This window comes from Natronorubrum tibetense GA33 (assembly GCF_000383975.1).
In the GTDB taxonomy this organism is placed as follows: Archaea; Halobacteriota; Halobacteria; order Halobacteriales; family Natrialbaceae; genus Natronorubrum; species Natronorubrum tibetense.
Genome location: NZ_KB913017.1, coordinates 3,456,289 through 3,477,701, shown reverse-complemented (window position 1 = coordinate 3,477,701; position 21,413 = coordinate 3,456,289). Strand labels below are relative to the sequence as shown.

23 protein-coding genes and 2 pseudogenes are annotated in these 21,413 nt (G+C 62.5%); 13 read left to right on the top strand and 12 right to left on the bottom strand.

Annotated features, from left to right (window positions below; all coding sequences use genetic code 11):
* Positions 1 to 329 precede the first annotated feature (329 nt).
* Positions 330 to 869, top strand: coding sequence for an HAD family hydrolase (locus NATTI_RS0117800; RefSeq protein ID WP_049806290.1), 540 nt, complete (start codon positions 330 to 332; stop codon positions 867 to 869).
* A gap of 46 nt (positions 870 to 915) precedes the next feature.
* On the opposite strand, the gene NATTI_RS0117795 is transcribed toward NATTI_RS0117800, so the two are convergent.
* The gene (locus tag NATTI_RS0117795; protein ID WP_019992010.1) at positions 916 to 1,149 is read right to left on the bottom strand and encodes a DUF5822 domain-containing protein; all 234 of its coding nucleotides are present in this window, start codon (positions 1,147 to 1,149) and stop codon (positions 916 to 918) included.
* A 176-nt stretch (positions 1,150 to 1,325) separates the two neighbouring features.
* On the opposite strand from NATTI_RS0117795, the gene panB reads away from it, so the two are divergent.
* The gene (gene panB / locus NATTI_RS0117790; protein ID WP_006088558.1) at positions 1,326 to 2,138 is read left to right on the top strand and encodes a 3-methyl-2-oxobutanoate hydroxymethyltransferase; all 813 of its coding nucleotides are present in this window, start codon (positions 1,326 to 1,328) and stop codon (positions 2,136 to 2,138) included.
* A gap of 155 nt (positions 2,139 to 2,293) precedes the next feature.
* Here the strand turns inward: panB and NATTI_RS0117785 are convergent, their stop codons facing one another.
* On the bottom strand, positions 2,294 to 3,094 hold the full coding sequence (locus NATTI_RS0117785; protein ID WP_027119205.1) for an alpha/beta fold hydrolase: 801 nt from the start codon (positions 3,092 to 3,094) through the stop codon (positions 2,294 to 2,296).
* Between the two features lie 290 nt (positions 3,095 to 3,384).
* Between NATTI_RS0117785 and NATTI_RS0117780 the strand changes: the two genes are divergently transcribed.
* Both NATTI_RS0117780 and NATTI_RS0117775 read left to right on the top strand, forming a co-directional pair.
* Positions 3,385 to 3,633 (top strand): DUF7127 family protein, encoded by a 249-nt coding sequence (locus tag NATTI_RS0117780; protein ID WP_006088560.1) that lies wholly within the window; start codon positions 3,385 to 3,387, stop codon positions 3,631 to 3,633.
* A complete protein-coding gene (locus tag NATTI_RS0117775) occupies positions 3,630 to 5,897 on the top strand; it encodes a CDC48 family AAA ATPase (protein ID WP_006088561.1) in 2,268 nt (755 codons plus the stop codon). Before NATTI_RS0117780 ends, NATTI_RS0117775 begins: the two co-directional genes overlap by 4 nt.
* A 212-nt stretch (positions 5,898 to 6,109) precedes the next feature.
* On the opposite strand, the gene bcp is transcribed toward NATTI_RS0117775, so the two are convergent.
* The 3 genes from bcp to priS form a co-directional block, all read right to left on the bottom strand.
* Positions 6,110 to 6,589 (bottom strand): thioredoxin-dependent thiol peroxidase, encoded by a 480-nt coding sequence (gene bcp, locus NATTI_RS0117770; protein ID WP_006088562.1) that lies wholly within the window; start codon positions 6,587 to 6,589, stop codon positions 6,110 to 6,112.
* A 723-nt stretch (positions 6,590 to 7,312) separates the two neighbouring features.
* On the bottom strand, positions 7,313 to 8,239 hold the full coding sequence (locus tag NATTI_RS0117765) for a hypothetical protein (protein WP_006088563.1): 927 nt from the start codon (positions 8,237 to 8,239) through the stop codon (positions 7,313 to 7,315).
* Positions 8,236 to 9,411 carry a DNA primase small subunit PriS gene (gene priS / locus NATTI_RS0117760; protein WP_006088564.1) on the bottom strand — a complete coding sequence of 392 codons (1,176 nt, stop codon included), beginning with the start codon at positions 9,409 to 9,411 and terminating at the stop codon, positions 8,236 to 8,238. Before priS ends, NATTI_RS0117765 begins: the two co-directional genes overlap by 4 nt.
* A 100-nt stretch (positions 9,412 to 9,511) precedes the next feature.
* On the opposite strand from priS, the gene NATTI_RS0117755 reads away from it, so the two are divergent.
* Together NATTI_RS0117755 and NATTI_RS0117750 are read left to right on the top strand one after the other, a co-directional pair.
* The gene (locus tag NATTI_RS0117755; RefSeq protein WP_027119204.1) at positions 9,512 to 10,204 is read left to right on the top strand and encodes a YqjF family protein; all 693 of its coding nucleotides are present in this window, start codon (positions 9,512 to 9,514) and stop codon (positions 10,202 to 10,204) included.
* Between the two features lie 113 nt (positions 10,205 to 10,317).
* A complete protein-coding gene (locus NATTI_RS0117750; protein ID WP_006088566.1) occupies positions 10,318 to 10,647 on the top strand; it encodes a hypothetical protein in 330 nt (109 codons plus the stop codon).
* Between the two features lie 209 nt (positions 10,648 to 10,856).
* On the opposite strand, the gene NATTI_RS0117745 is transcribed toward NATTI_RS0117750, so the two are convergent.
* The gene (locus NATTI_RS0117745; protein WP_006088567.1) at positions 10,857 to 11,237 is read right to left on the bottom strand and encodes a hypothetical protein; all 381 of its coding nucleotides are present in this window, start codon (positions 11,235 to 11,237) and stop codon (positions 10,857 to 10,859) included.
* Between the two features lie 150 nt (positions 11,238 to 11,387).
* Here NATTI_RS0117745 and NATTI_RS0117740 point away from each other — a divergent pair, with 150 nt between their 5' ends.
* Positions 11,388 to 12,080, top strand: coding sequence for a LiaF transmembrane domain-containing protein (locus NATTI_RS0117740; RefSeq protein WP_027119203.1), 693 nt, complete (start codon positions 11,388 to 11,390; stop codon positions 12,078 to 12,080).
* A gap of 144 nt (positions 12,081 to 12,224) precedes the next feature.
* Here NATTI_RS0117740 and NATTI_RS0117735 read toward each other — a convergent pair whose 3' ends face one another.
* Positions 12,225 to 13,016 carry a 2-oxo acid dehydrogenase subunit E2 gene (locus NATTI_RS0117735; protein ID WP_027119202.1) on the bottom strand — a complete coding sequence of 264 codons (792 nt, stop codon included), beginning with the start codon at positions 13,014 to 13,016 and terminating at the stop codon, positions 12,225 to 12,227.
* On the opposite strand from NATTI_RS0117735, the gene NATTI_RS27085 reads away from it, so the two are divergent.
* Positions 13,015 to 13,200: a hypothetical protein gene (locus NATTI_RS27085; RefSeq protein ID WP_241434264.1), complete on the top strand. Its 186-nt coding sequence runs from the start codon at positions 13,015 to 13,017 to the stop codon at positions 13,198 to 13,200. The two genes, NATTI_RS0117735 and NATTI_RS27085, sit on opposite strands and share 2 nt — an antisense overlap.
* A gap of 188 nt (positions 13,201 to 13,388) precedes the next feature.
* Here the strand turns inward: NATTI_RS27085 and NATTI_RS0117725 are convergent, their stop codons facing one another.
* The gene (locus tag NATTI_RS0117725; RefSeq protein WP_006088570.1) at positions 13,389 to 13,865 is read right to left on the bottom strand and encodes a GNAT family N-acetyltransferase; all 477 of its coding nucleotides are present in this window, start codon (positions 13,863 to 13,865) and stop codon (positions 13,389 to 13,391) included.
* 218 nt (positions 13,866 to 14,083) lie between these two features.
* On the opposite strand from NATTI_RS0117725, the gene NATTI_RS0117715 reads away from it, so the two are divergent.
* Positions 14,084 to 14,575, top strand: coding sequence for an archease (locus NATTI_RS0117715; RefSeq protein WP_006088571.1), 492 nt, complete (start codon positions 14,084 to 14,086; stop codon positions 14,573 to 14,575).
* A 154-nt stretch (positions 14,576 to 14,729) separates the two neighbouring features.
* Positions 14,730 to 14,963 (top strand): annotated as a pseudogene (locus tag NATTI_RS27080) (DoxX family protein); the annotation flags it as partial.
* Between the two features lie 10 nt (positions 14,964 to 14,973).
* Here the strand turns inward: NATTI_RS27080 and NATTI_RS0117700 are convergent.
* Complete coding sequence (locus NATTI_RS0117700; protein WP_006088573.1) at positions 14,974 to 15,417, bottom strand: hypothetical protein; 444 nt, start codon at positions 15,415 to 15,417, stop codon at positions 14,974 to 14,976.
* A gap of 173 nt (positions 15,418 to 15,590) precedes the next feature.
* Here NATTI_RS0117700 and NATTI_RS0117690 point away from each other — a divergent pair, with 173 nt between their 5' ends.
* Positions 15,591 to 17,063 (top strand): RtcB family protein, encoded by a 1,473-nt coding sequence (locus tag NATTI_RS0117690; RefSeq protein ID WP_006088574.1) that lies wholly within the window; start codon positions 15,591 to 15,593, stop codon positions 17,061 to 17,063.
* A gap of 212 nt (positions 17,064 to 17,275) precedes the next feature.
* Here the strand turns inward: NATTI_RS0117690 and NATTI_RS27525 are convergent.
* Positions 17,276 to 17,368, bottom strand: a pseudogene (locus NATTI_RS27525) (orc1/cdc6 family replication initiation protein); the annotation flags it as partial.
* 478 nt (positions 17,369 to 17,846) lie between these two features.
* On the opposite strand from NATTI_RS27525, the gene NATTI_RS0117680 reads away from it, so the two are divergent.
* The gene (locus tag NATTI_RS0117680; RefSeq protein WP_006088576.1) at positions 17,847 to 19,085 is read left to right on the top strand and encodes an RNA-guided endonuclease InsQ/TnpB family protein; all 1,239 of its coding nucleotides are present in this window, start codon (positions 17,847 to 17,849) and stop codon (positions 19,083 to 19,085) included.
* Between the two features lie 103 nt (positions 19,086 to 19,188).
* Here the strand turns inward: NATTI_RS0117680 and NATTI_RS0117675 are convergent, their stop codons facing one another.
* Positions 19,189 to 19,413 (bottom strand): hypothetical protein, encoded by a 225-nt coding sequence (locus NATTI_RS0117675; RefSeq protein WP_027119201.1) that lies wholly within the window; start codon positions 19,411 to 19,413, stop codon positions 19,189 to 19,191.
* Between the two features lie 94 nt (positions 19,414 to 19,507).
* Positions 19,508 to 20,173, bottom strand: a complete 666-nt coding sequence (locus NATTI_RS0117670; protein WP_019992005.1) for a helix-turn-helix domain-containing protein — start codon at positions 20,171 to 20,173, stop codon at positions 19,508 to 19,510.
* A gap of 190 nt (positions 20,174 to 20,363) precedes the next feature.
* Between NATTI_RS0117670 and moaA the strand changes: the two genes are divergently transcribed.
* On the top strand, positions 20,364 to 21,383 hold the full coding sequence (gene moaA / locus NATTI_RS0117665; RefSeq protein WP_006088579.1) for a GTP 3',8-cyclase MoaA: 1,020 nt from the start codon (positions 20,364 to 20,366) through the stop codon (positions 21,381 to 21,383).
* Positions 21,384 to 21,413 lie beyond the last annotated feature (30 nt).

The following is a 21,413-nucleotide window of genomic DNA, read 5'->3' as shown; positions in this document are numbered from 1 at the left end:
CATGTTATTGTGACGCACAAGTCGATCATCGACCCGCGACCGGCTCCTGATGAGTCTTCCTCGTTAGGACGGTGTCACTAACCCACGACTAAAGTCGTGGGCTTCCTCCTTGCATTTCTGTGAAATATCCTCCGCCATCGTGTCACCGACAATAGTATAGTTGAACTGCATTTCCGGTTCTTCTGTGTCTATGGTACTCTATTAGTGTCAAAAATTGAAGCGAGGTGGCCGCGGTAACAATTGTCATTGCAAGTCCTCGGATGGCGTTCGCAATCGACCCCGCTCTCGCGACCGAAGTCACTATTCGTCCACCGCTCGTATCACCAGTCGTGACCACGTACGATGCTGTCGTCTACGATCTGGACGGAACGCTCGTCGACCTCGACGTCGACTGGGGCGCCGTAGCTACCGACGTCCTCGAGGTCTACGAGCGCGCGGACGTCGAGCCACCGAGTCAGGACCTGTGGGAACTGCTCGAGACCGCGAGCGACGTCGGGTTGGAGGCGGACGTCGAGTCCGCCATCGCCGCCCACGAACGGACCGGTGCCGAGACTGCGCCGCGGCTGACCCACGCGGACGAGTTGGTCGAGCGGTCGGTACCTGTCGGCGTCTGCTCGCTCAACTGCGAGTCGGCCTGTCGAATCGCACTCGAGGAACACGACCTTCTCGAGACGGTCGGCGCCGTCGTCGGCCGGGATACGGTCGACACATGGAAGCCCCATCCGGAGCCGCTACTCGAGACGGTTCGGACGCTCGAAGCGGAGCCGGAAACGGTGCTGTTCGTCGGTGACTCGCCGCGGGATCGACTGACGGCAGAACGAGCGGGCGTTGCGTTCGAGTTCGTAGGCGACGGTTCCACCGGCGTTTGACGGGCGTGTCGGCTCCCGGAGCGGTTCCCCTGGCAGACTCCTTGAGCTACTCTTGCGTTCGCTTCGCGTACGCGAAGACGGCGACCGCCGTCAGAAACCAGATCGGGGCTCCGACGCGGATCGCGAACTCGGCTCGAGCGCCCCAACTCGGCAGATCGGCGTTTACCGAGAGTAAGGCGACGATCGGGGCCCCAACGAGGATCGTGGCGACGAAGGTGACCTGCATCACCCAGCCGTAGTCGACGCCCTCGGGAGTGCTCGTTTCGACGGGTTCTGGCACGACCGACAGTGGCAACCCAGCCCTCTTAATTTCTCCGTGTTCGGCGCTCCGGTGCGTCCGATCGGCCGTCACTTCGCAGAGTCCCGTCCGCGAGTGGGGTCGCGTGGTCTCGAGTCCGCTCCGCGGGCCCGGTCGAAGAACGGTGGCATTTAATCGCCGGCGACGAATCTGTGGGTATGGCTACCGTGCGGGATATCAGAGAGAAAGCAGGCGACGAACCGATTACGATGCTGACGGCCTACGATGCGCCGACGGCTGGAATCGTCGACGACGCCGGCGTCGACATTATTCTCGTCGGCGACAGCGTCGGTAACGTGGTGCTCGGCCACGAGACGACAGTACCCGTCTCCGTCGACGGGATCGCCCACCACGTCGGCGCGGTCTCACGCGCGACGGAAGACGCGCTGGTCGTCGCCGACATGCCGTTTCTCTCCTTCGGCGTCGACGAGAAAGACAGCCTCGAAAACGCCGGACGGATGCTCAAAGAGGAGGGCGCGGAAGCGGTCAAACTCGAGAGCGGCCCCCACACCGTCGAGTTAACCGAGAAGATGGTCCAACTGGGTATTCCAGTGATGGCTCATCTCGGCCTCACGCCCCAACACGTCAACCAGTACGGCGGCTACCCCCGGCAGGGAACCGATCAGGCGGCCGCCGAGCGGATGCTCGAACTCGCGGTCAAGCACGAGGAGGCGGGCGCGTTCTCGCTGGTACTCGAGCACGTCCCCTCGAATCTGGCGGCCGAGATCACCGACGCGCTGGACATTCCGACGATCGGCATCGGTGCGGGGCCCCACTGCGACGGGCAGGTGCTCGTCTTCGACGACGCCGTCGGCATCAGCGAGTGGACGCCCTCCTTCTCCGAACAGTTCGGGAACGTCCGCGCCGAAATGGAGTCGGCCGTCGACGACTACGTCTCAGCGGTCGAATCCGGCCAGTTCCCCGCCGACGAGCACAGCCACGAGGAGAGCGACCTCGAAGATATCTACTGAACCGCGGCGGTTCAAGCGTCGCTGTTACGCTCGTGTCGCCCAGCGGTTCGGGGGTCGTCTTCGGCGTCGAGACGCTGCCGGCCACGGTGCGTCTTCCGCTTGTGTCGAGACGCTGCCGTCGCCGGACGACCCCTCGTCGCTTCCGTCGGTTGGCGTCACTCCTCGGTGAACTCGCCGTCGTTCTCGTACACGATATTCAGATACTCAGCGACTGCGGCGTTGAACGCCTCGGGTTGCTCGACCATCGCCAGATGTGCGGCGTCCTCGAGACTCGCGATCCAGGCGTCGTCGATCTCCTCGGCGAGGTATTCGTGGTATCTCGGCGGCGTCAACTTGTCGTACTCGCCGTGGGCTGCGAGAACGGGCCAGTGGATCGCCGACAGTTCCTCTCGGACATCGAACTCGTGACACGTCAGAAAATCCCGATGGGTGACGGCCTGACCGGTCTCGCGGAGTTGTTCGATCGACTCCTCCCGAAGCGCCGGGTCGGGATCGTGAAAGAGTCGATCCGGCCCGTGGAGGAATTCGATAGCGCGCTCGAAATCGTTTTTGAGCCAGTCGAGAAGATCCTCGAGGACGCCGAGTCGTGCGCCGGTCCCCGCTAGCACGGCGGCATCGACATCGGGGTCGCGCTCGATCAGGAGTTGCATGACGACGGCACCCCCCAGCGAGTTGCCCACTAAAACCCTGCTCTCGGTCGCCTCGACGACGGCCAACACGTCGTCCGCGTACGCGGAGAGCGTCGTATAGCCGGGTTGGGCATCGATATCGTCGGAATCGCCGTGACCGCTCAGGTCGAGCGCGACGACGGGGTTTCGGTCGGCGAGGCGATGCTGGGCGGACCAGACGTCGCTCGACCCGCCACTCCCGTGGACGAAACAGATCGGTGGGCCGTCTCCGCCGCGGTCGGCGACGTCGTAGGCCGTCTCTCGGCCGTGGTGTGTCACTGTCTCCATACTCGTTCGAACGAGGGGTGACGGCTTAAATTCTCGAGAAGCGTCGAACCGATTCGGTTTCCCGCTCAGTTCGCCTCGAGTCCGAATCAGTGTCGGTCGATCGACGGCATCGAGTGCGCGCACAGTCCGGTCGACCCGAGCCCTGTTCGTTGAGGGAACTCGTCGTCCAAATCGGCCCCAAATCTACTGTGAACTACGAACAATGTTCTTTCTCCGAAAACGGTGCCGTCTGCGCCTTAGTAGCCGACAGGTTTATATACTTGTAAGGCTTACCTTGGGTTAGTTGAAGCATGACACTCGAACAATTCACCCGGAACGAGGGGCAGTTAGCACGCCAGTACCAGTACGACGACAGTGCGGTGCTGGCCGTCGACTTTGGGGGCCACGAAATCGAGGCCACGGTCGACCTCGTCGACGACACGGTTATCGTAGTCGCTGACGACCAGCAGTACGAATTCGATCTGCCCGACGGTGCAGACGACGCGCACACGTTTATGAAAAACGGCGTCCTCACTGTCGAGCTAGAAGGTGACCTATGAAACTCACAGTTAAACCACTCAAACAGAAGGACGCAGGGCGTGGACTGGCCGCGATCGACCGCGTATCGATGCGCGAGCTCGATCTCGAGAACGGCGACTACATCGTCATCGACGGCAAGGGCGACAGCCAGGCCGTCGCGCGAGTGTGGCCCGGCTACCCCGAAGACGAGGGTCGCGGGATCGTCCGCATCGACGGTCGCCTCCGACAGGAGGCTGACGTCGGGATCGACGACCGCGTCGAGATCGAACCCGCGGACGTCAACCCCGCCAAATCGGTCACCGTCGCGCTCCCCCAGAACCTCCGCATTCGCGGGGATATCGGTCCGCTCGTCCGCGACAAACTCTCGGGACAGGCCGTCACCGAAGGCCAGACCGTCCCGTTCTCGCTTTCGTTCGGCCCGATGGCCAGCTCCGGCCAGTCGGTGCCGCTGAAGATCGCGAGCACGTCGCCGTCGGGCACCGTGGTCATCACGGACTCGACGAACATCGAGATCTCCGAAACGCCGGCCGAACAGGTTAGCTCGGGCGGCCCCGGCGGCTCCGCCGAGGGCGTTCCGAACGTCACCTACGAGGACATCGGTGGCCTGGACAGCGAACTCGATCAGGTCCGCGAGATGATCGAACTGCCGATGCGCCATCCCGAACTGTTCCAGCAGTTAGGGATCGAGCCGCCGAAGGGCGTCCTCCTGCACGGCCCACCGGGCACGGGAAAGACCCTGATGGCCAAGGCCGTCGCCAACGAGATCGACGCCCACTTCGAGACGATCTCCGGACCGGAGATTATGTCGAAGTACTACGGTGAGAGCGAAGAGAAGCTGCGCGAGGTCTTCGAAGAGGCCGAGGAGAACGCCCCCGCAATCGTCTTCATCGACGAACTCGACTCGATTGCCGCCAAGCGCGAAGACGCCGGCGGCGACGTCGAACGGCGCGTGGTCGCCCAGCTCCTCAGTCTGATGGACGGGCTGGAAGAACGCGGCCGCGTCACCGTCATCGCCGCGACGAACCGCGTCGACGATATCGATCCCGCGCTCCGCCGCGGTGGCCGATTCGACCGCGAGATCGAGATCGGCGTCCCCGACAAGGGAGGGCGAAAGGAGATCCTGCAGGTCCACACCCGCGGGATGCCGCTCGTGGACTCCGTCGATCTGGACCACTACGCGTCCAACACGCACGGCTTCGTCGGCGCCGACCTCGAGAGCCTCGCTCGCGAGAGCGCGATGAACGCGCTGCGTCGCATCCGCCCTGACCTCGACTTAGAGGAAGACGAGATCGACGCCGAAGTACTCGAGTCGCTGCAGGTCACGAAGGGTGACTTCAAGGAGGCGCTCAAGGGCATCCAGCCCTCCGCGATGCGCGAGGTCTTCGTCGAAGTCCCCGACGTCACCTGGAGCGACGTCGGCGGACTCGGCGACACCAAAGAACGGCTCCGCGAGACGATCCAGTGGCCGCTCGACTACCCCGAGGTCTTCGAGGCCATGGACATGGAGGCCGCCAAGGGCGTCATGATGTTCGGCCCGCCGGGCACGGGAAAGACCCTGCTCGCCAAGGCCGTCGCCAACGAGGCCGAGTCGAACTTCATCTCGATCAAGGGCCCCGAACTACTGAACAAGTACGTCGGTGAGTCCGAGAAAGGCGTCCGAGAGATCTTCGAGAAGGCGCGGTCGAACGCACCGACCGTGATCTTCTTCGACGAGATCGACTCGATCGCCACCGAACGCGGGAAGAACCAGAGCGACTCCGGCGTCGGCGAACGGGTCGTCAGCCAGCTCCTGACGGAGTTAGACGGGCTCGAGGAGCTCGAGGACGTCGTCGTCATCGCGACGACCAACCGTCCAGACCTGATCGACAAGGCTCTGCTCCGACCGGGCCGCCTCGACAGACACGTGCACGTCCCCGTCCCCGACGAGGAGGCGCGCGAGAAGATCTTCGAAGTCCACACCCGCAACAAACCGCTGGCTGAGGCGGTCGACCTCGAGTGGCTCGCCAGCGAGACGGAGGGCTACGTCGGCGCCGACATCGAAGCGGCCTGCCGCGAAGCCTCGATGGCCGCCAGCCGCGAGTTCATCAACTCCGTCGATCCCGAGGACATGCCCGACTCCATCGGTAACGTCCGCATCAGCAAGGAGCACTTCGAACACGCGCTCAACGAGGTCAAGCCGAGCGTGACTCCCGAGACGCGCGAGCAGTACGAGGAGATCGAAGAACAGTTCCAGCAGGCCGAACCGGCCCAGGAACAGGATCAGCTCGGCCGCACCTTCCAGTAAGGGCGGCCTCAAGCGATCGGGAGCGAACTGAGACGCTGTCGATTACCGCGGTGTGATTTTTTCGGACGACTCGAACTCCCCGAAGAGCGGCCGGGCTATCGATACTAATTCGAGGTGTTCGAGCACCCTGTTTCGGGTCACGATCAATCGTCACCAATGGGAGCGGAACTCAGACCGCGCGACACGAACGGACGGCACAAACTGAGCGTCGGTTACGACGTGAGTTCGACCGACGACTCCGCGAGGTCCTCGAGAACCTCCTCGGCGTGTCCCTCAGGGGTGACACCCTCGTAGACCGTTTCGATGGAGCCGTCCGGACCGACGACGTACGTGTTTCGGAAGACGCCGTCGAAGGTGTTTCCGAACATCTGCTTCTCGCCGTAGGATTCGTAGAGCGTCGCGACCTCGCCGAGTTCGTCCGAGAGGAGGTCGAACTCGAGGTCGTACTCCGCGGCGAACGACTCGAGGTCCGCGACCGGGTCGTCGCTGATGCCGACGACGTTCACGTCGCGGTCGTCGAACTCAGCGAGCGCGTCGTTGAACGCGGAGGCCTCCGTGGTACAGCCGTCGGTGTTCGCACGCGGGTAGAAGTAGACGACGAGTCGCTCGCCGTCGAAATCTGAGCGGCGGACGGTCTCGCCGTGCTGGTTGGCTAGTTCGAACTCGGGTGCTTCGTCGCCGACGTCGAGCATGGCCGTCTGTTAGCGAGGGTCGATGTATGCGTTGTGGTTTGGGGACGACCTGGTTTCGGATCGATACTCGTGTTCGGTACAGGCCGGGGTGTTACCGGAGCAGCTACCTACCTCTCGGATAGGCGTCAGAAACGACCTGCTGAATATAGAGGATTAGTGCAGCAGGCCAGCTAGGTTTGTTTCACACCGGGAACAAGGATTCGGCTGCTCAGTAGATCTGCAAATAGAGCACAACTCTTATTATCAAGGTACAATTATTTTCTTCAATGAGAATTGATAAAGTTCATTTAACTCTTATTGGCCTCCATATCACGATTCTCGGTGGATTCCTCCTGATAGATGACAATCTCACTTGGCAACTGTACGGTGGATCGAGAGCAGACTTACCTGTTGTTTTACTCTATGGAGGACTCCTTCTGACACTTGGATCTCTCGTGTTATACATAACATCCGAACCGACGGAAGAGAGTCGATAGTTAGCCTGCACTGGTTGATCATCGTTTTCGTAAATCGAGTCACATACCGTGGAACATTCGCGCTGTGTATGCAGCACGACGCTACAAACATCACCTGAAAATGGTAGAGACTCTACCGGTTAGTATGCGAACTCTGTGAGCACAGGTATGAGAAGCGATTTGGGGGAAATTGTGGAAAGCACCGCAGCCAGTGTGTACAGCCCGCTCGAGCGAATTGGACATTCGTAACAAAACAGGTACAGAGATGCTACTCGAGCGATTCGGCGGCTTCCTGTTCGAGCAACGGCGTCGCGTTCTGCTCGGGCAGGGTGACGATGTCGTCCGTCGAGAGCGAGTACTCGCGATCGTCGACACCGAGAATCGAGCCGATGTCGCGGGTGATCTTGACGGTGACGCGGTCGATGTCGGTATCATTCGCACCTCCGTCTGAATCGCCGCCGGCATCGTCCGGCGGTGCCGGAGCCGCCTCGGACGGCGTCTCGGGATCGTCGATCTCGGGTCCGTCGCCGCCCATGACGTCCGCGGGCGTGACGCCGCTCGAGCCGTCAGACCCCTCGACGGCCGTCTCGCCTCCGTCGGCTGCGGGGGCCGAGTCGCCGTCGGCCGGCGCGTCCTGCGGTGGCACCGGTGGCGCGTCCGCTGGCGCGGCTTCTGGGACCGACGGTTCGGAGTCGTCGATCGGATCGACGGCCGTGGGGTCGCGTCCGCCAGTTGTCGGATCGAGATCGCCACCGGCGTCGGCTGCGGGATCGGATCCGCTGCTCACACTGGTTTCAGCTTCGGTCTCGAGGCCCTCCAGCACGTCTAGCACACGAGTCTTGTTCGACGAAATTCGGTCCACGAGGTCGTCGAAGAGGTCGGCCTCCTCCGCGGTCAGCCCGTCGTCGTTGGCCGGCATCCCCGCCGCGGCGAGGCTGGCCTGCTTGACGAGTTTGCCCATGCGCCGCTCGTAGATGGCCTCGACGACGTCCTTGGCAGTCTCGATCTCGTCGGTGAGTCGGCTCACTTCGGGCGACGAAAAGGGATCGTCGGCCTGTTCGGCGACGCGGTCGCGTTCGTCCTCGAGATCGGCGATGTACTCGCCGACCTCCTGGTAGAACGAGGGGCGCAAATTCTGGAGGCTATCTTTCTGGCGCTCCTTGCTCTGGACCGAACGCAACTCGTCTAAATTCATTCTTTCTCCTTCTCGGCGCGGCCGCGTGCCATCAGGAACACGGCAACGTACTCTGGTAGTGACTGGTCACCCTCCGTGACCGTAAAGCTATCCCCACCGAGTTCGACCTCGCCGCCGCGGGTCACGTCGACGGTGATCTCGTGGCCCTGGAACGTCTCGGGGACGGCGTCGTCTAAGGGGTCGAACTCCGCGATTTCGTCCCGTTCGAGGCGTACCGTCTTCAGTCCGCTCCCGCCGTGGAGGCTCCCCGGCAGGCGGATGAGCCGGTTCGTGTCGGTGGTCACCGGTTCGTCGATTGGCGCGTTGTCACGCTCGACCGCCTGACTGGCGAACCGTTCGGCTAACTGCGAGACCGCGGTGTGGACGGTGACGTTGCCAGCCTCGAGCTGTTCGCGGTTGTTGCGGGCCGCGTTGAGCGTCGCCGTCGCCTTCCCCTCGCCGATGCCGTCGAACTCCTGGAGGCGGGCGAGGGCGTCCTCGTCGTCCATCGCGAGCAGGTCGTCGACGAATGCCATCAGGTGGTCGTGGGTTCGGGCGCCCCAGCCGCCGTCGATCTCGAGCGTTCGTCGCTCCGTCGGCGTCTTTCGCCCGAGTCCGGCGACGGTCTCGGTCTCGATCAGTTCCTCATAGTCCATCCCGATGCCGCGAACGTAGTCCACGATCTCTCGGCGGTGCTCTCGGTCGAGATGCAGGACGTTCTCGTCGCGGACGTGAACGTGATAGCCGCGACCGCCCGAGAAGACGAACTCGAGTTCTTCGAAGCCGAAATCGTCCTCCAGGAACTCGATCAGTCGGAACAGCGCGTCCTTACACTTCGCGAGCATCTCGGCGTAGGAATCTTCGCCGAGGGTCACGCTCGGCAGGTGGTCCGCGTCTAAGTCGAAGACGAGGTCCGCGGACTGCCAGTCTTTCGCGTGCATCGAACTGGCACCGGGATCACGGAACCGTCCCGCCGAGAAGTAGACGTGCTGTGGCCGCTTCCGGACGAGAAACTCCGAGAGATCGCCTAACTCGAGGAGCGACCGGTGGCGGACCATCGTCGTATCCGGCCCTTCGGTCCAGGGGATGTAGCCCCACTCACGTTCGTTGGCCGCGGGCGGCGGCGTGATCTCTGTCCGCCGGTAGTGATCACGAAATCGACCGCGAAGATAGGCCCTCGTTCGCTCCTCCATGCGTCTCGAGTAATCGTGTGTGCGGGGGTATAATCCTGCCGAATGGCTCGACTCCGAACGCAGCTATTTCCGTCTCCTGGTCGTCCGTTAGGATGAACCGATGCTCGGATCACTGCACATGGGCTGGCGCCACGTCCTCTTCGCGAACTGGCCGGTCGATCCGGCCGTGGTCGAGCCCCACCTCCCGGAGGCGCTCGCGCTCGACACCCGCGACGGGAAGGCGTGGCTCTCGGTCGTCCCGTTCACGAACATCGACGTCCGGCCGCGGAGACTTCCCTCCGGCGTGGGTATCCCGCTCCCCGAACTCAACCTGCGGACCTACGTGACTCACGACGGTGCGCCAGGCGTGTACTTCTTTAGCCTCGACGCGGACGGACTCCTCGCGGTTCTGGGCGCTCGGCTCTTCCACTATCTCCCGTACTACTACGCCAGCATCGACCTTCGTGGAGAAAATGGTCGCATTCGATTCACGAATCGCCGTCGTCATCCGGGGGCCAGACCGGTCCGGTTCGACGCAACCTACGGCCCGGTCGGCGACCGGTACACCGGCGAACCGGACACGCTCGCTGCGTTTCTCACAGCGCGCTATCGCTACTACACCGAAGCCCCGGACGGAACGCTGCGCTACGCAACCATCGATCACGAGCCGTGGCCGCTGTACGACGCCGCCGTCGAAATCGAGACCAACACGCTCTTTCGCGCGAACGGGTTCTCGACGCCGGAGTCGGACCCGGTTCACTTCTACAGCCCCGGCGTCGAGACGACTGCGTCCGGGAGTAAACGGACGAAGTAACGCGCGAGCGTCGATTCGAGCGTGAGATCGAATCAGTGGCCGCCAGGCGCCTCACGATCCGACCTCTCGGTTAACAGTTATCCGACTGCACAGTGTACTCACGTGACAGACCAATGGCTCCGTCACTCGATACGGTACTCGACGACGCCGACCTGGAGAACGACCTGATCCAACTGTTCGTCTCGGAAGCGGTGCGCGCCGGACTGGAGACGCCGTTACGTGACCCCATTCTCGAGGCCGTCGGCGAGACGATCGGTGAACCGCTCGACGAACGACGCGACGACGAGCCGACTGCGGACGACAAACTGACCGTTGACGAGGAATCCGATACCGGCGACAAAAGCCGGCTCACGATGGCCGTTCAGGGGTTGCTAGTCTTCATCGTGATGTTCGCCGTGTTGTACGTCGCGTTCAGGCACCTACTCGGCGACGAAGCGGAGTGAGACGTAAAACGCCGACGGTATTGGTGCCCTGCACGCTCGATCGCCTGTTCCGCGACTCGCGATGGTACGGGACCGTCCCCCTCGGCTATCTTTTCGACCGACGAATAACGCTGTTTCAACCCCACCTGGCGACCGAAGTCGCCGTTGTCGCCGTGATGGTCGATATAGAATTGCCGGCCACCGTCCCGTTCGTCGGCGGTTGTCGTCCATCAGACCAAATTCCAAATGTCTGCGACGAGAACGGCCAGAATAATCAGATTAACGGCAATACCGGCGGACGCGACCGTCCAGTCGAGTATCGTCAGTCCCAGTGAAAACAGCGTCACCGCGACCAACAGCCGCCGCCACGAGTGCCAGTCGACGAGAAGCGCGCCAGCCGACGCGACGAACCCGACGGCGGCAACCCCACAGAGGAGGCCATAGATTCGCATCCCGCTATCGCCCACGTCGATCGCACCACCGAGCAACGTCGTCTTGTAGGGCAAGTCAGCGACCGTCGCGAGCTCGAGGTACACCGCGACCCCGAGCAAGTGGACGAGTCCGTGGGCCACGAGGACGAACGCGAACAGGGACGTGAGGTATCCGGCCATAGACTCGTGTCAATTCGCACAGTTATCATTGGGAACCGTGTTATTGCCACGGGCACGGTCACCATTACTGGCTACTCATTTCGGAATCGATTTCCTGACAACGAAGAAACGTACTACGGCTATTTCTCCATCCGCGACGTAGCTAGTTGTATGCCTACGTCACTCTCCTCCCGTCGGCTTCCGACCAGCCAACTCCTCCTCGGAGCATTAGTGGTCCTGCTAGGCGTCCTGCTCTTACTCGAGACGACCGGCGTTTCGCCGACCCAGAGCCTGCTGGTTTACGTCCCGTCGCTGTTCGTCGTCGTCGGCGTTTGGGCGCTCGTCCAGAGCCGATTTCGCAATATCGTCGGTCCGATCGTCCTGATCGGCGTCGCCGGCGCGTGGCAACTGGTCACACTCGAGTACGCGACCGTCGACCAGGTCGTCGTCTTCTGGCCGGTGTTCGTGATTGCCTTCGGTCTCTCGATCATCACCGGCCAGTTCCGATCGCGGGTTCGTGCGACCGACGACGCCTTCACGTCCGCGTTCGCCGCGTTCGGCGGCGTCGAGAAGCGAAACACCTCGAGGACGTTCGCCGGTGCCGATCTGACGGCCATTTTCGGCGGCACCGAACTCGATCTTCGCGATACGGAGATCGAGAGCCGACCGGCACAGATCAACGCCGTCGCGCTGTTCGGCGGGGTCGATATCATCGTCCCTCGCGATTGGAACGTACGGATGGATGTCCTCCCAGTACTGGGCGGAGCCGCCGACGATCGGCCACGCCGTGAGGGGGGTCACGACGAACTCGATCTCGTGGTTACCGGCTTCGCCGCGTTCGGCGGCGTCTCCGTATCGGACTGATCTGCGCTTCGCTGCCCGCCAGCCGACTGCGGTCCGTAAACTGTGATGGATCGATCTCGCCGGTATCGAACCGTCGCAACGACTCGTTTTCGGGTCCCTGTCGACATCGGCCGGTCGTCAGGCGCGCTCGATGGATCCGGATCACTAGGACTCGAGTTCCGTTTCGATCCCGTCGGCCGCTTCGATGCGCTCCGCCAACCGCTGGACGAACCGGGCAGCGGGTGCACCGTCGACGACATCGTGGTCGAACGTCACTGTGAGGCTCAGGAACTCTCGAGGGACGATTTCGTCGTCGACGATCCCCGGCTTCCGTTCGATTCCGCCGACCGTGAGCTGGAGGGTATAGTTCGTCGGGCTAACGCCCCAGCCGCCGCCGGTACCGAACATTCCGACGGACGTTACGGCGACGGTGCCCGCGATGCGTTTCCACCGCCGGGGAAACAGCTGCGGAAGACGCCACAACTGCCGCCGGATGGGGCCGGGTAACCGGAGACCCAGAGCGGCCATTCCCGTCTGTCGTCCGTCGTCCGGATCCGTCTGGGCCGCTCGTATCTCGTCGTGGATCGACTGCAGTGAACGCCGATTGGCTGCCCTGATGACGTGTGGAACCCCGATCTGTTCGCCGTCTATCTGCCGTTCGACGAGGACGTTCACGTCGACGTCGTCGAACTGGACGGTCCGACCTCGCCAGTCTCGGTACGCCTGAACGTGCGGATGGGCTTCGATGGCTCGAGCCAGACAGCACACGAGAAACGCCGTGAACGAGAGACGCTCTCCCGTGTTCGATTCCCGGTCGCGAATGCGCCGTTTCGCCTCGGTGACGTCGACCTCGACGAGTCCGTGAACGGTACTCCGCCGACCGGCCATTCGCATGTAGTCGACGGTGCCTCGACGCTGGAGTGAACTAGTCTCGACCGTTACCCCGTGCTCAGTCATGGGTGTGTTAGGTTGGCACGGGACATACGCCTTGGTCCTCGTGGCCGTTCCGCTGAACGACGGGTACGAGTCTGCTCCGGATCACCCCACGATGGCCGGCCTCACGTCGGACGTCACGGTCGAAGATATCGCGATCCGGAACGGGAACGTCTCGAGCGCCGTCGACGAACCGTCCGAACGATGATTCTCGACACGTTCGCGGAGAAAACGCGCTCGCGGAGAAAACGCCCTATCACGGAACTCGACGGCGACCTCGAGCCCGAGTGCGGCGAGATTATCGACCGGATCGCCGAGGAGATGGCACCCTCTGAGCGCTGCCGGACCCAGATACGAGAGCGATCTCCGGTTGACCCGGACGGAAAAACGGCCGCTCTACCGACGCATCAGTTCCGAAATCTTGTCGGTGATGCCGACGTCGGAGCCGAGTTTCAGGTAGTAGGCGTCGCCGCCGTCCTCGTAGTAGTCGTCGATACGGCGTTTAATCTCGAAGCCGAGGTGTTCGTAGAACTGGAGGGCGTTCTCGTTGCTCGTCCGGGCGTGGCACGTGATCGTGTCGTGATCTTCGGCGACGCGGGCGACGAGCTGTTTGCCGATTCCCTCACCGCGGAGCTCCGGGGAGACCGCCAGAAAGAGAATGTAACCGTCGCGTCGAACGGCCGCGAATCCGATCAGCTCACCCTCTCGGACGTAACAGTGGACCGTCGACCGACGGTACGCGTCGGAGAAGAAATTGTGGCGCTGTTTGAGGACGCCTTCCCGCTCGTTGATCTCCTCTTTGAGCTGCCAGGCTTCGTCGACGTAGTCGTCACTCCCCGGCGTGACGACGCAGCTGTCGATGTTGACGCTCACTGTTTCACCCTACCATCGTCGTCAATATAATTCCACCGGCACTCGGCGATTCGTATCGTCAGACGAGTGACCCGCTTCGAGAACCGATCAGGTGATCGCCCGTCGACCAGTATGCATCGATGGGATCACCTGCCGATGAGAACGCAATCGGATAAAATCCTGCGCAACGAAACCGACGGGCATACCTTCCCCGTGGTCGAAGTCGTAGCCAGCAACTGATGACAGGAACGCAGGGCGGACGATTCGAACTCCGCGATCACACGGCCGACATCGCGGTTGCCGCGACCGGGGACACGCTCGAGGCCGTCTTCGCCGCGGTCGCCAACGGGCTCGCGGCCGCCTCGGCCGACGACGTTCCCGCCGAGACTGGAGACCGCTTTTCGCTCTCCGTAAGCGCGGAGAGCCGCGAGGCGTTGCTGTTCGATTACCTTGACGAACTGATCTACGAACGGGACGTGCGAGCGGCGTTGCCGGTCGGCCACCGCGTCGAGCGAATCGAGCCGTCCGGCGAAAACGGTGCGGGGACCGGGACAGCGGGTGCTGACGAGACCGAGTGGACCCTAGAGGCCAGTACTCGCGGTGTTCCGCTCGACGAGATCGACGCCCGTGAGGTGAAGGCCGTGACCTACTCGGAGATGCGTCTCGAGCGAGTCGATGCCGGAGCGTCCGACGAGGGCGACTGGGAGGCGTACGTCGTCTTCGACGTTTGATCTTCTCGGTCTTCGAACTCATCCGCCCTGAAACGCCGATTCGTACGCACAACTGGACGGCAGACGTGTTTTCACGCTCGCTACGGTACTCTCGAGACTGGATCAGAGATGCCGCCGAGTTTCGGAATTTTTCGCCGCGAGCATCGCCACCCCGGCGCTGATCGCCGAACTGTTCACCCGCGCCAGCGCCGGAACGGCGATCGCGATCTTCACGCTCACGCTGTTCGCGCTCCCGGACGATCCCGTGCTCGCCCACGGCGTGCTGTTCGGGATGGCCTCCGTCTTGCTCATCACGGGTGGCGATCCGTACGCCGTCGACGGCCACCTCGAGCGAGTCGCGACGGACGCCGACGAGCACGTGGAGACCCTCGCGACCAGCACCGAGTGACGCGCACGTCTCACCGGTCGAGTCCGTCGACGGACGTCGAGTACGTGTCGCCGAAGACGTGATGTTCGGTCGCCGAGACGCGGCGAAGCCGCCCGTCGACCGCGGCCTCGAGGCGATAGCCCGTCTGGACGATATCGTCCGTACACCCGCCGAGGCCGCCGCCGTCGTCCGCGGCGACGACGAGCACGTCCAGTCGGTCCTGTGAGGCCTCGTACTCGGCGTGTGCCAGATCGACCGTGCCGCACTCGCTCGAGGCGTACTCGACCGTTCCCAAAACCGTGACCGTATCGTCGTCGACCCTCACGTCCGGGTCGTCCTCGACCTCGAGTTCGGGATCGACGAGTTCGAACTCCGTCTGTACGCTCGAACCGACGAGCGGAAGCCGACCGAGACAGCCGGCAACGAGGCTGAGTCCGCCAGTCGCCACAGCCGCGAGCGCCGTTCGTCGCTTCATACGCCTCCCAACTCGAGGGACGACCAAATACGGATGGGGCGATCAAACGGCGACTGCGCCGCCGTGTATCGATCGCTCGAGATCGGTTTCGACCGTCCGGCGACAGCGATCCCGACTCGCGACGGCGGTGCCAGAGACGAACTTCTTTCACTGTCCGGCGTCGAGTTGTGCGTATGAGCAACACCACGTTCGACGCCGACGGCATCACGCTCGAGCAAGTGCGTGAGTACGTCTGGGAGATCCCACAGGAGGGCGAGATGCGCGTCCCCGCGCGAGTGTTCGCGAGCGAGGCGCTCCTCGAGCAGATCCAGGACGACAAGACGCTCCAGCAGCTCAAAAACACGACCCACCTGCCCGGAATTACCAACTACGCGATCTGTATGCCCGACGGCCACCAGGGCTACGGCTTTCCGGTCGGCGGGGTCGGGGCACTGGACGCCGAAAACGGCTGTATTTCGCCGGGAGCGGTCGGCTACGACATCAATTGCGGCGTCCGGATGATGCGGACGAACCTGACTTACGACGAGCTCCAGGGCAACGAGCGGGAGCTCGTTGACTCGCTATTTGCCAACGTTCCCTCAGGTCTCGGCGGCGGCGGCATCGTCGAAGCCGGCGTCGACACCGTCGACGAGATCCTCGCTCGCGGCGTCGACTGGGCCCTCGAGAACGGCCACGCCGTCGAAGAAGACCTGCTCCACTGCGAGGACGAGGGAATGCGCGAGGGCGCGGACCCGGAGAAAGTGAGCCAAAAGGCCAAGGATCGCGGGAAGAACCAGATCGGCTCGCTCGGCTCGGGCAATCACTTCCTCGAGGTCCAGCGCGTCACCGACGTCTTCGACGGTGACGTGGGCACAGCGTACGGCCTTGAAGAGGACCAGATCGTCGTCCTCATCCACTGCGGCTCGCGCGGATTAGGCCACCAGACGTGTAACGACTACCTGCGCAAGATTGAGAAGCAACACCAGGGGCTCCTCGACCAACTTCCGGATAGGGAGCTTGCAGCCGCGCCCGCGGGCTCGCAGCTCGCCGAGGACTACTACGGCGCGATGAACGCGGCGATCAACTTCGCGTGGGTCAACCGCCAGCTGATCATGCACCGCACGCGGCAGGTCTTCGAGCGGGTCTTCGACCGCTCCTGGCAGGAAATGGAGATGGATCTGCTGTACGACGTGGCGCACAACATCGCCAAAAAGGAGACGCACGTCGTCGACGACGAGGGGACCGAGCGCGAACTCTACGTCCACCGCAAGGGTGCCACCCGCGCGTTCCCCGCGGGCCACCCAGAAGTGCCGAACGCGTACCGCGACGTCGGTCAGCCGGTGATCATCCCCGGCAGCATGGGCGCCGGCAGCTACATTCTTCGCGGGGGCGAGAATTCGATGGATCTCACGTTCGGTTCGACGGCCCACGGCGCGGGGCGACTGATGAGCCGCACGCAGGCCAAAGACGAGTTTTGGGGCGGTGACGTCCAGCAAGAACTCGAGGACCAGGACCAGATCTACGTCAAAGCGCAGTCGGGCGCGACGGTGGCCGAGGAGGCGCCGGGCGTCTACAAGGACGTCGACGAGGTCGTCCGCGTCTCGGACGAACTCGGCATCGGCGACAGGGTGGCGCGGACGTACCCCGTCTGTAACATCAAGGGGTGACCGCAACGCCGGACCGCTCTTTGGTCGATACGTACGGGAGCACTGCCTCGAACTCGAGAGTTACTGCCGCGGACTCGAGAATCACTGCCTCAGGCTCGAGCGCTGATGTCGGGTACGACGTGGAGCACCGCAGACGGACCGCCGTCTGTCGGTTCCGGAGCGACCGCGATCCGTTCTGGGATCGCTCCAGAATACAGGTACAGCAGATCGTCTCACGAGTCGCGGAGGGAGTTACGCGCGATCGAGCGAGCGATCGATAGATCGAGTTCGTCGAACGTATCGTCTTCCTCGAGCGTCTCGAGGACGGTCACGGTCTTTCGTTCGCCATCGAGGATGCTATCGACGAAAGACGACTCGGGGGACCGGGTCGTACGGCCGCCGTCCCCGTCCCTTCGAGTGGTCGATGGCTCCTGATCCATTACCGGCGCTGCTCACGAAACAGCAATACCTTTTTCGAAGTGACCGAAATGAAACGGAGAAAATGGAGGGGCCAGTGACCGGCGACGGCGAAAAAAGGAACCTCGTGACCGGCGTTCGAGTACCGTGATCGAGATGAATTGTACGGAGCTTCGCGCCGAACCGGTGTTTCCACCACCGAGGCCGGCAAACGGCCCAAAAACCGGATACGCTGTCCGAATTTCATAATGACTGCAAGGCGGAAACCCGCGACTTCAGGCGCGGGAGGAAGCCGGCAACACGGACACAAACCACGCTCGATGGCTGGCCGACTCCCTCATCCAATCCAAATCAGTATAAATACGGGCTCTTACATATGAAGTACAGATGGTGGAGGACTCAGCCACTCGAACCGTGCCCGTCAAACTCGACGTGGACGAAAGTGCCGCTGACCTCCTCCACCAGACAACCGACCGCTTCCTCGACGCCGCCAACTACGTCGTAGACACAGCGTGGGAACCAGACTGGAAAATCACCAGCAAAACCAAACTCCACGACCTCACCTACTACGACGTAAGAGAAGACTCACCGCTTCCGGCCAATCTCGTGCAAGCCGCACGCAACCGAGCCGCAGAAGCCGTTAAAGGCTGTGTTGAACGCTGGAAGGAAGGGAAGAAAGCCTCGAAGCCACAGTTCACCTCACGCTTTGCCAGCTACGATGCGCGAACCGTTACCGTCAACGACAACCATGCAACACTCGCCACCATCGACGGGCGAGTGACCGCAGAGTTTGTTCTTCCCGACGAACAGCGTGACACGCCACACTCGGCGTACTTGTTCAACGATAATTACGAGGTGAACGGAGCTACGCTCCACTATGACGATGTTGAGGACTGTTTCTACCTCCACGTGCGGACAAAGCCCGCCGTGGAGAATGATGAGGCCGAACAAGGCGATTCCAAGCACGTCTCCGTCCTTGGTGTTGACCTCGGCATCACAAACATCGCAACCGCCTCAACCGGACGCCTCTGGAGCGGCGGTGAACTCACTCACTGGCACCGTGAGTACGAGAAGCGACGTGGCGACCTGCAACAGACAGGGACTCGCTGGGCGCACGAGAACGTTCAACGAGTCGGTCGCAAGCAGACTGGACGTTTCGAGCAGATGCTTCACGCAATCTCGAACGAACTCGTAGAGGAAGCCCTTGAGAACGACTGTACTCATATCGTGTTTGAGCAACTCAAAGGCATCCGCGAGCGCCTACCGCACGCGAAGGCGGTTCACAAGTGGGCGTTCCACCGCTTGTTTGAGTACGTCTCGTACAAGGCAGAATCTGAGGGGCTTGTGGTGAAGCAGATTAATCCGGCGTACACGAGTCAGCGTTGCTCGAAGTGTGGGTTCACCCACGAGGACAACCGCCCTCACAACAACGGACAGGACGATTTCGGTTGTCTGAAGTGCGGGTACGATGTTCACGCGGATTACAACGCCGCGAAGAATATCGGACTGAAGTATCTCCGCGACCAGCAAAAGTCTGGACGTGGAGGCGCACCCGTAGGCGTGCGCTTGAACAGCGGGATGTTGAACGTGAACGGCGAGTATTCGCCTACCGCTCTTAGCGGTTAGAACGGGAGTCCACGCTGAATGCCACGCCCTTCAGGGCGTGGTAGCTTACTTCGAACACAGTGTGAGAGTCGCCCGAAGCGAAGTCGTCCCGTACACGTCCACGTTACTTCAACCGAAACGGGTTGTCGTCGTCTTCATCGTCCGTGTTACCATCACCATCCTTGCTCTCGTACGGTTTTCGTGCCGTGATCGTCACCGTCGCCTCGGGATCGTCCTCGTCGGCCCACGGGCTATCGTACGCCGAAATCTCGAGATCCGTCACGTCCCAGCCCTCTGCTTCGATAAGTTCCACGAGGCGGCGCTGGTCCTCGAGCATGTCCTCGTCCATACGATAGCGTTCGACGGTCGGTCGGGTAGTTCTTGCGCCGACCGCTTTCCCCGCCGGGTCGATTAGAATCCGCTCGAGCCACGGCAACACGCGATTACCGCTCGTCGTCGGTTCCGACGTCGATGGCTTCCTGGACGAGCGTCTGATGGGCGCGCCGGAGTCGTTCGGAGAGCGCCTGATGGGAGATGTCGAGCTCGTCCGACAGCCCCTCCATATCCATGTCGCGGGGAATCTGGTAGTAGCCGCGATCGAGGGCCTCGACGAGCGTCTCGTACTGGGCGTCGGTCAGGCCGTAGAGTCCGTGTCTGTCCTCTTCGAGTTGGTGGATCTTCCGGATATCGACGGTCAGTCCGTGTTCGGTCGCGAAGTCGTACGTGCTCGAGAGCGAATCGCGTTCGGGGAAGAGCACCCGAAACCGCCAGTGGGTCTCCTCGACGCTCGCATCCAGGATCGTCGCCTGCTCCTCGGTGAGCAGGTGGATAATGACGGTGACATCGTCGACCCAGCTCAGCCGGTAGAGCCGCTCGTCGTCGAGGTCGGTAAGCAGTTCGTACTCGTCGACGCTCGGGTCGTCCGCAAGCGCGTCGTGGAGCGCTTCCAGCGCCGATTCGTCGCCGTCGAACCAGACGTACGGCATAATGTACTCGGGGTCGTACGCGACCACGCGCTCGATCTCGACGCCGACGGAATCCGTGGTCTCGAGCGACTCCCGGAGGGCAAACTCCTCCGCGGGGATCGTCAGCTCTGCGATCGTACTCATGACCACACCCACTACGCCCACCCCCAATAGTAATCGATCCGAAACCGGGATCGATTGCGTGCCTCAATCCTCCGAACCAAAATTGGCCGTGAGAGCTGCGCGGGTTCCGGCCGCGGACGAAACCATTATTGGTTACGTAGGGGCGGGAACACCCGTCGTGTTTAAGCGGATCCACCTGCAATCGGATGGTATGCTCACCGACGAGTTCGGGCGGGAGGTAACCGGGGTTCGGGTTTCCCTCACCGATCGGTGTAACTTCGACTGTATCTACTGTCACAACGAGGGGTTAGGCGACACTCGCGGGCCGATGGATCCCCAGGACGACGAGATGTCGACCGACGATGTCGTTCGCTTCCTCGAGGTCGCCGCCGAGTTCGACGTCGACGCGGTCAAGTTCACCGGCGGCGAGCCGATGCTCCGTCAGGATCTCGAGGAAATCATCCGACGGACACCCGATCAGATGGAGGTGTCGCTGACGACCAACGGCACCTTCCTCCCCGGCCGCGCCGAGGACCTCGTCGACGCCGGTCTCGAGCGGGTCAACGTCTCCCAGGACGCACTGGACCCGGAGGACTTTGCCGCCGTGACCAAGAGTGGGGCTTACGACAAGGTGCTTGAGGGCGTCGACGCGGCGCTCGAAGCCGGCCTCGATCCGGTCAAACTCAACATGGTCGTCTTCGAGCACACCGCAGGCTACGTGCCCGAGATGGTCGACCACGTCGCGGAAAACGAGGGGCTCCAGCTCCAGCTCATCGAGTACATGCCCGAACTGACGGGGAAACCGGAGTGGAACATCGACATCCAGCGCGTACACGACTGGCTGGCCGAGCAGGCCGTCGAGATCGAGCACCGCGAGATGCACGACCGAAAGCGCTACTGGGTCGGTGGCAGCGACGCGGAGGGCGTCGACGAACTCACACCGGATTCGCCCGGAATCGGCATGGTCGAAATCGTCGATCCAGTCGAGAACGCCGCGTTCTGTGCGAACTGTCATCGCGTCCGCGTCACCCACGAAGGCTACTTGAAGGGCTGTCTCAACCGCAACGACGACCTGAAACCGATGGGCGAGATGACCAAACCGGAGATCCGAGAGGCGTTCCGCGAGGTCGTCGCGAACCGAGTCCCCTACTACGGCGAGTACATGGTCAAAAACGGCGACGGCGAGTGGGAGCTCAACGACGAGTACGTCGGCGAGTACGCGGAGATCTGAGTCTCGACGCTTACGGCTGATTTTCCGGAC

Excerpts from the sequence above, each read along its gene's own strand:
- panB (WP_006088558.1), top strand. The coding sequence starts at position 1,326 with ATGGCTACCGTGCGGGATATCAGAGAGAAAGCAGGCGACGAACCGATT.
- NATTI_RS0117785 (WP_027119205.1), bottom strand. The coding sequence starts at position 3,094 with ATGGAGACAGTGACACACCACGGCCGAGAGACGGCCTACGACGTCGCC.
- NATTI_RS0117780 (WP_006088560.1), top strand. The coding sequence starts at position 3,385 with ATGACACTCGAACAATTCACCCGGAACGAGGGGCAGTTAGCACGCCAG.
- NATTI_RS0117775 (WP_006088561.1), top strand. The coding sequence starts at position 3,630 with ATGAAACTCACAGTTAAACCACTCAAACAGAAGGACGCAGGGCGTGGA.
- bcp (WP_006088562.1), bottom strand. The coding sequence starts at position 6,589 with ATGCTCGACGTCGGCGACGAAGCACCCGAGTTCGAACTAGCCAACCAG.
- NATTI_RS0117765 (WP_006088563.1), bottom strand. The coding sequence starts at position 8,239 with ATGAATTTAGACGAGTTGCGTTCGGTCCAGAGCAAGGAGCGCCAGAAA.
- priS (WP_006088564.1), bottom strand. The coding sequence starts at position 9,411 with ATGGAGGAGCGAACGAGGGCCTATCTTCGCGGTCGATTTCGTGATCAC.
- NATTI_RS0117755 (WP_027119204.1), top strand. The coding sequence starts at position 9,512 with ATGCTCGGATCACTGCACATGGGCTGGCGCCACGTCCTCTTCGCGAAC.
- NATTI_RS0117750 (WP_006088566.1), top strand. The coding sequence starts at position 10,318 with ATGGCTCCGTCACTCGATACGGTACTCGACGACGCCGACCTGGAGAAC.
- NATTI_RS0117745 (WP_006088567.1), bottom strand. The coding sequence starts at position 11,237 with ATGGCCGGATACCTCACGTCCCTGTTCGCGTTCGTCCTCGTGGCCCAC.
- NATTI_RS0117740 (WP_027119203.1), top strand. The coding sequence starts at position 11,388 with ATGCCTACGTCACTCTCCTCCCGTCGGCTTCCGACCAGCCAACTCCTC.
- NATTI_RS27085 (WP_241434264.1), top strand. The coding sequence starts at position 13,015 with ATGGGTGTGTTAGGTTGGCACGGGACATACGCCTTGGTCCTCGTGGCC.
- NATTI_RS0117735 (WP_027119202.1), bottom strand. The coding sequence starts at position 13,016 with ATGACTGAGCACGGGGTAACGGTCGAGACTAGTTCACTCCAGCGTCGA.
- NATTI_RS0117715 (WP_006088571.1), top strand. The coding sequence starts at position 14,084 with ATGACAGGAACGCAGGGCGGACGATTCGAACTCCGCGATCACACGGCC.
- NATTI_RS0117700 (WP_006088573.1), bottom strand. The coding sequence starts at position 15,417 with ATGAAGCGACGAACGGCGCTCGCGGCTGTGGCGACTGGCGGACTCAGC.
- NATTI_RS0117690 (WP_006088574.1), top strand. The coding sequence starts at position 15,591 with ATGAGCAACACCACGTTCGACGCCGACGGCATCACGCTCGAGCAAGTG.
- NATTI_RS0117680 (WP_006088576.1), top strand. The coding sequence starts at position 17,847 with ATGGTGGAGGACTCAGCCACTCGAACCGTGCCCGTCAAACTCGACGTG.
- NATTI_RS0117675 (WP_027119201.1), bottom strand. The coding sequence starts at position 19,413 with ATGGACGAGGACATGCTCGAGGACCAGCGCCGCCTCGTGGAACTTATC.
- NATTI_RS0117670 (WP_019992005.1), bottom strand. The coding sequence starts at position 20,173 with ATGAGTACGATCGCAGAGCTGACGATCCCCGCGGAGGAGTTTGCCCTC.
- moaA (WP_006088579.1), top strand. The coding sequence starts at position 20,364 with ATGCTCACCGACGAGTTCGGGCGGGAGGTAACCGGGGTTCGGGTTTCC.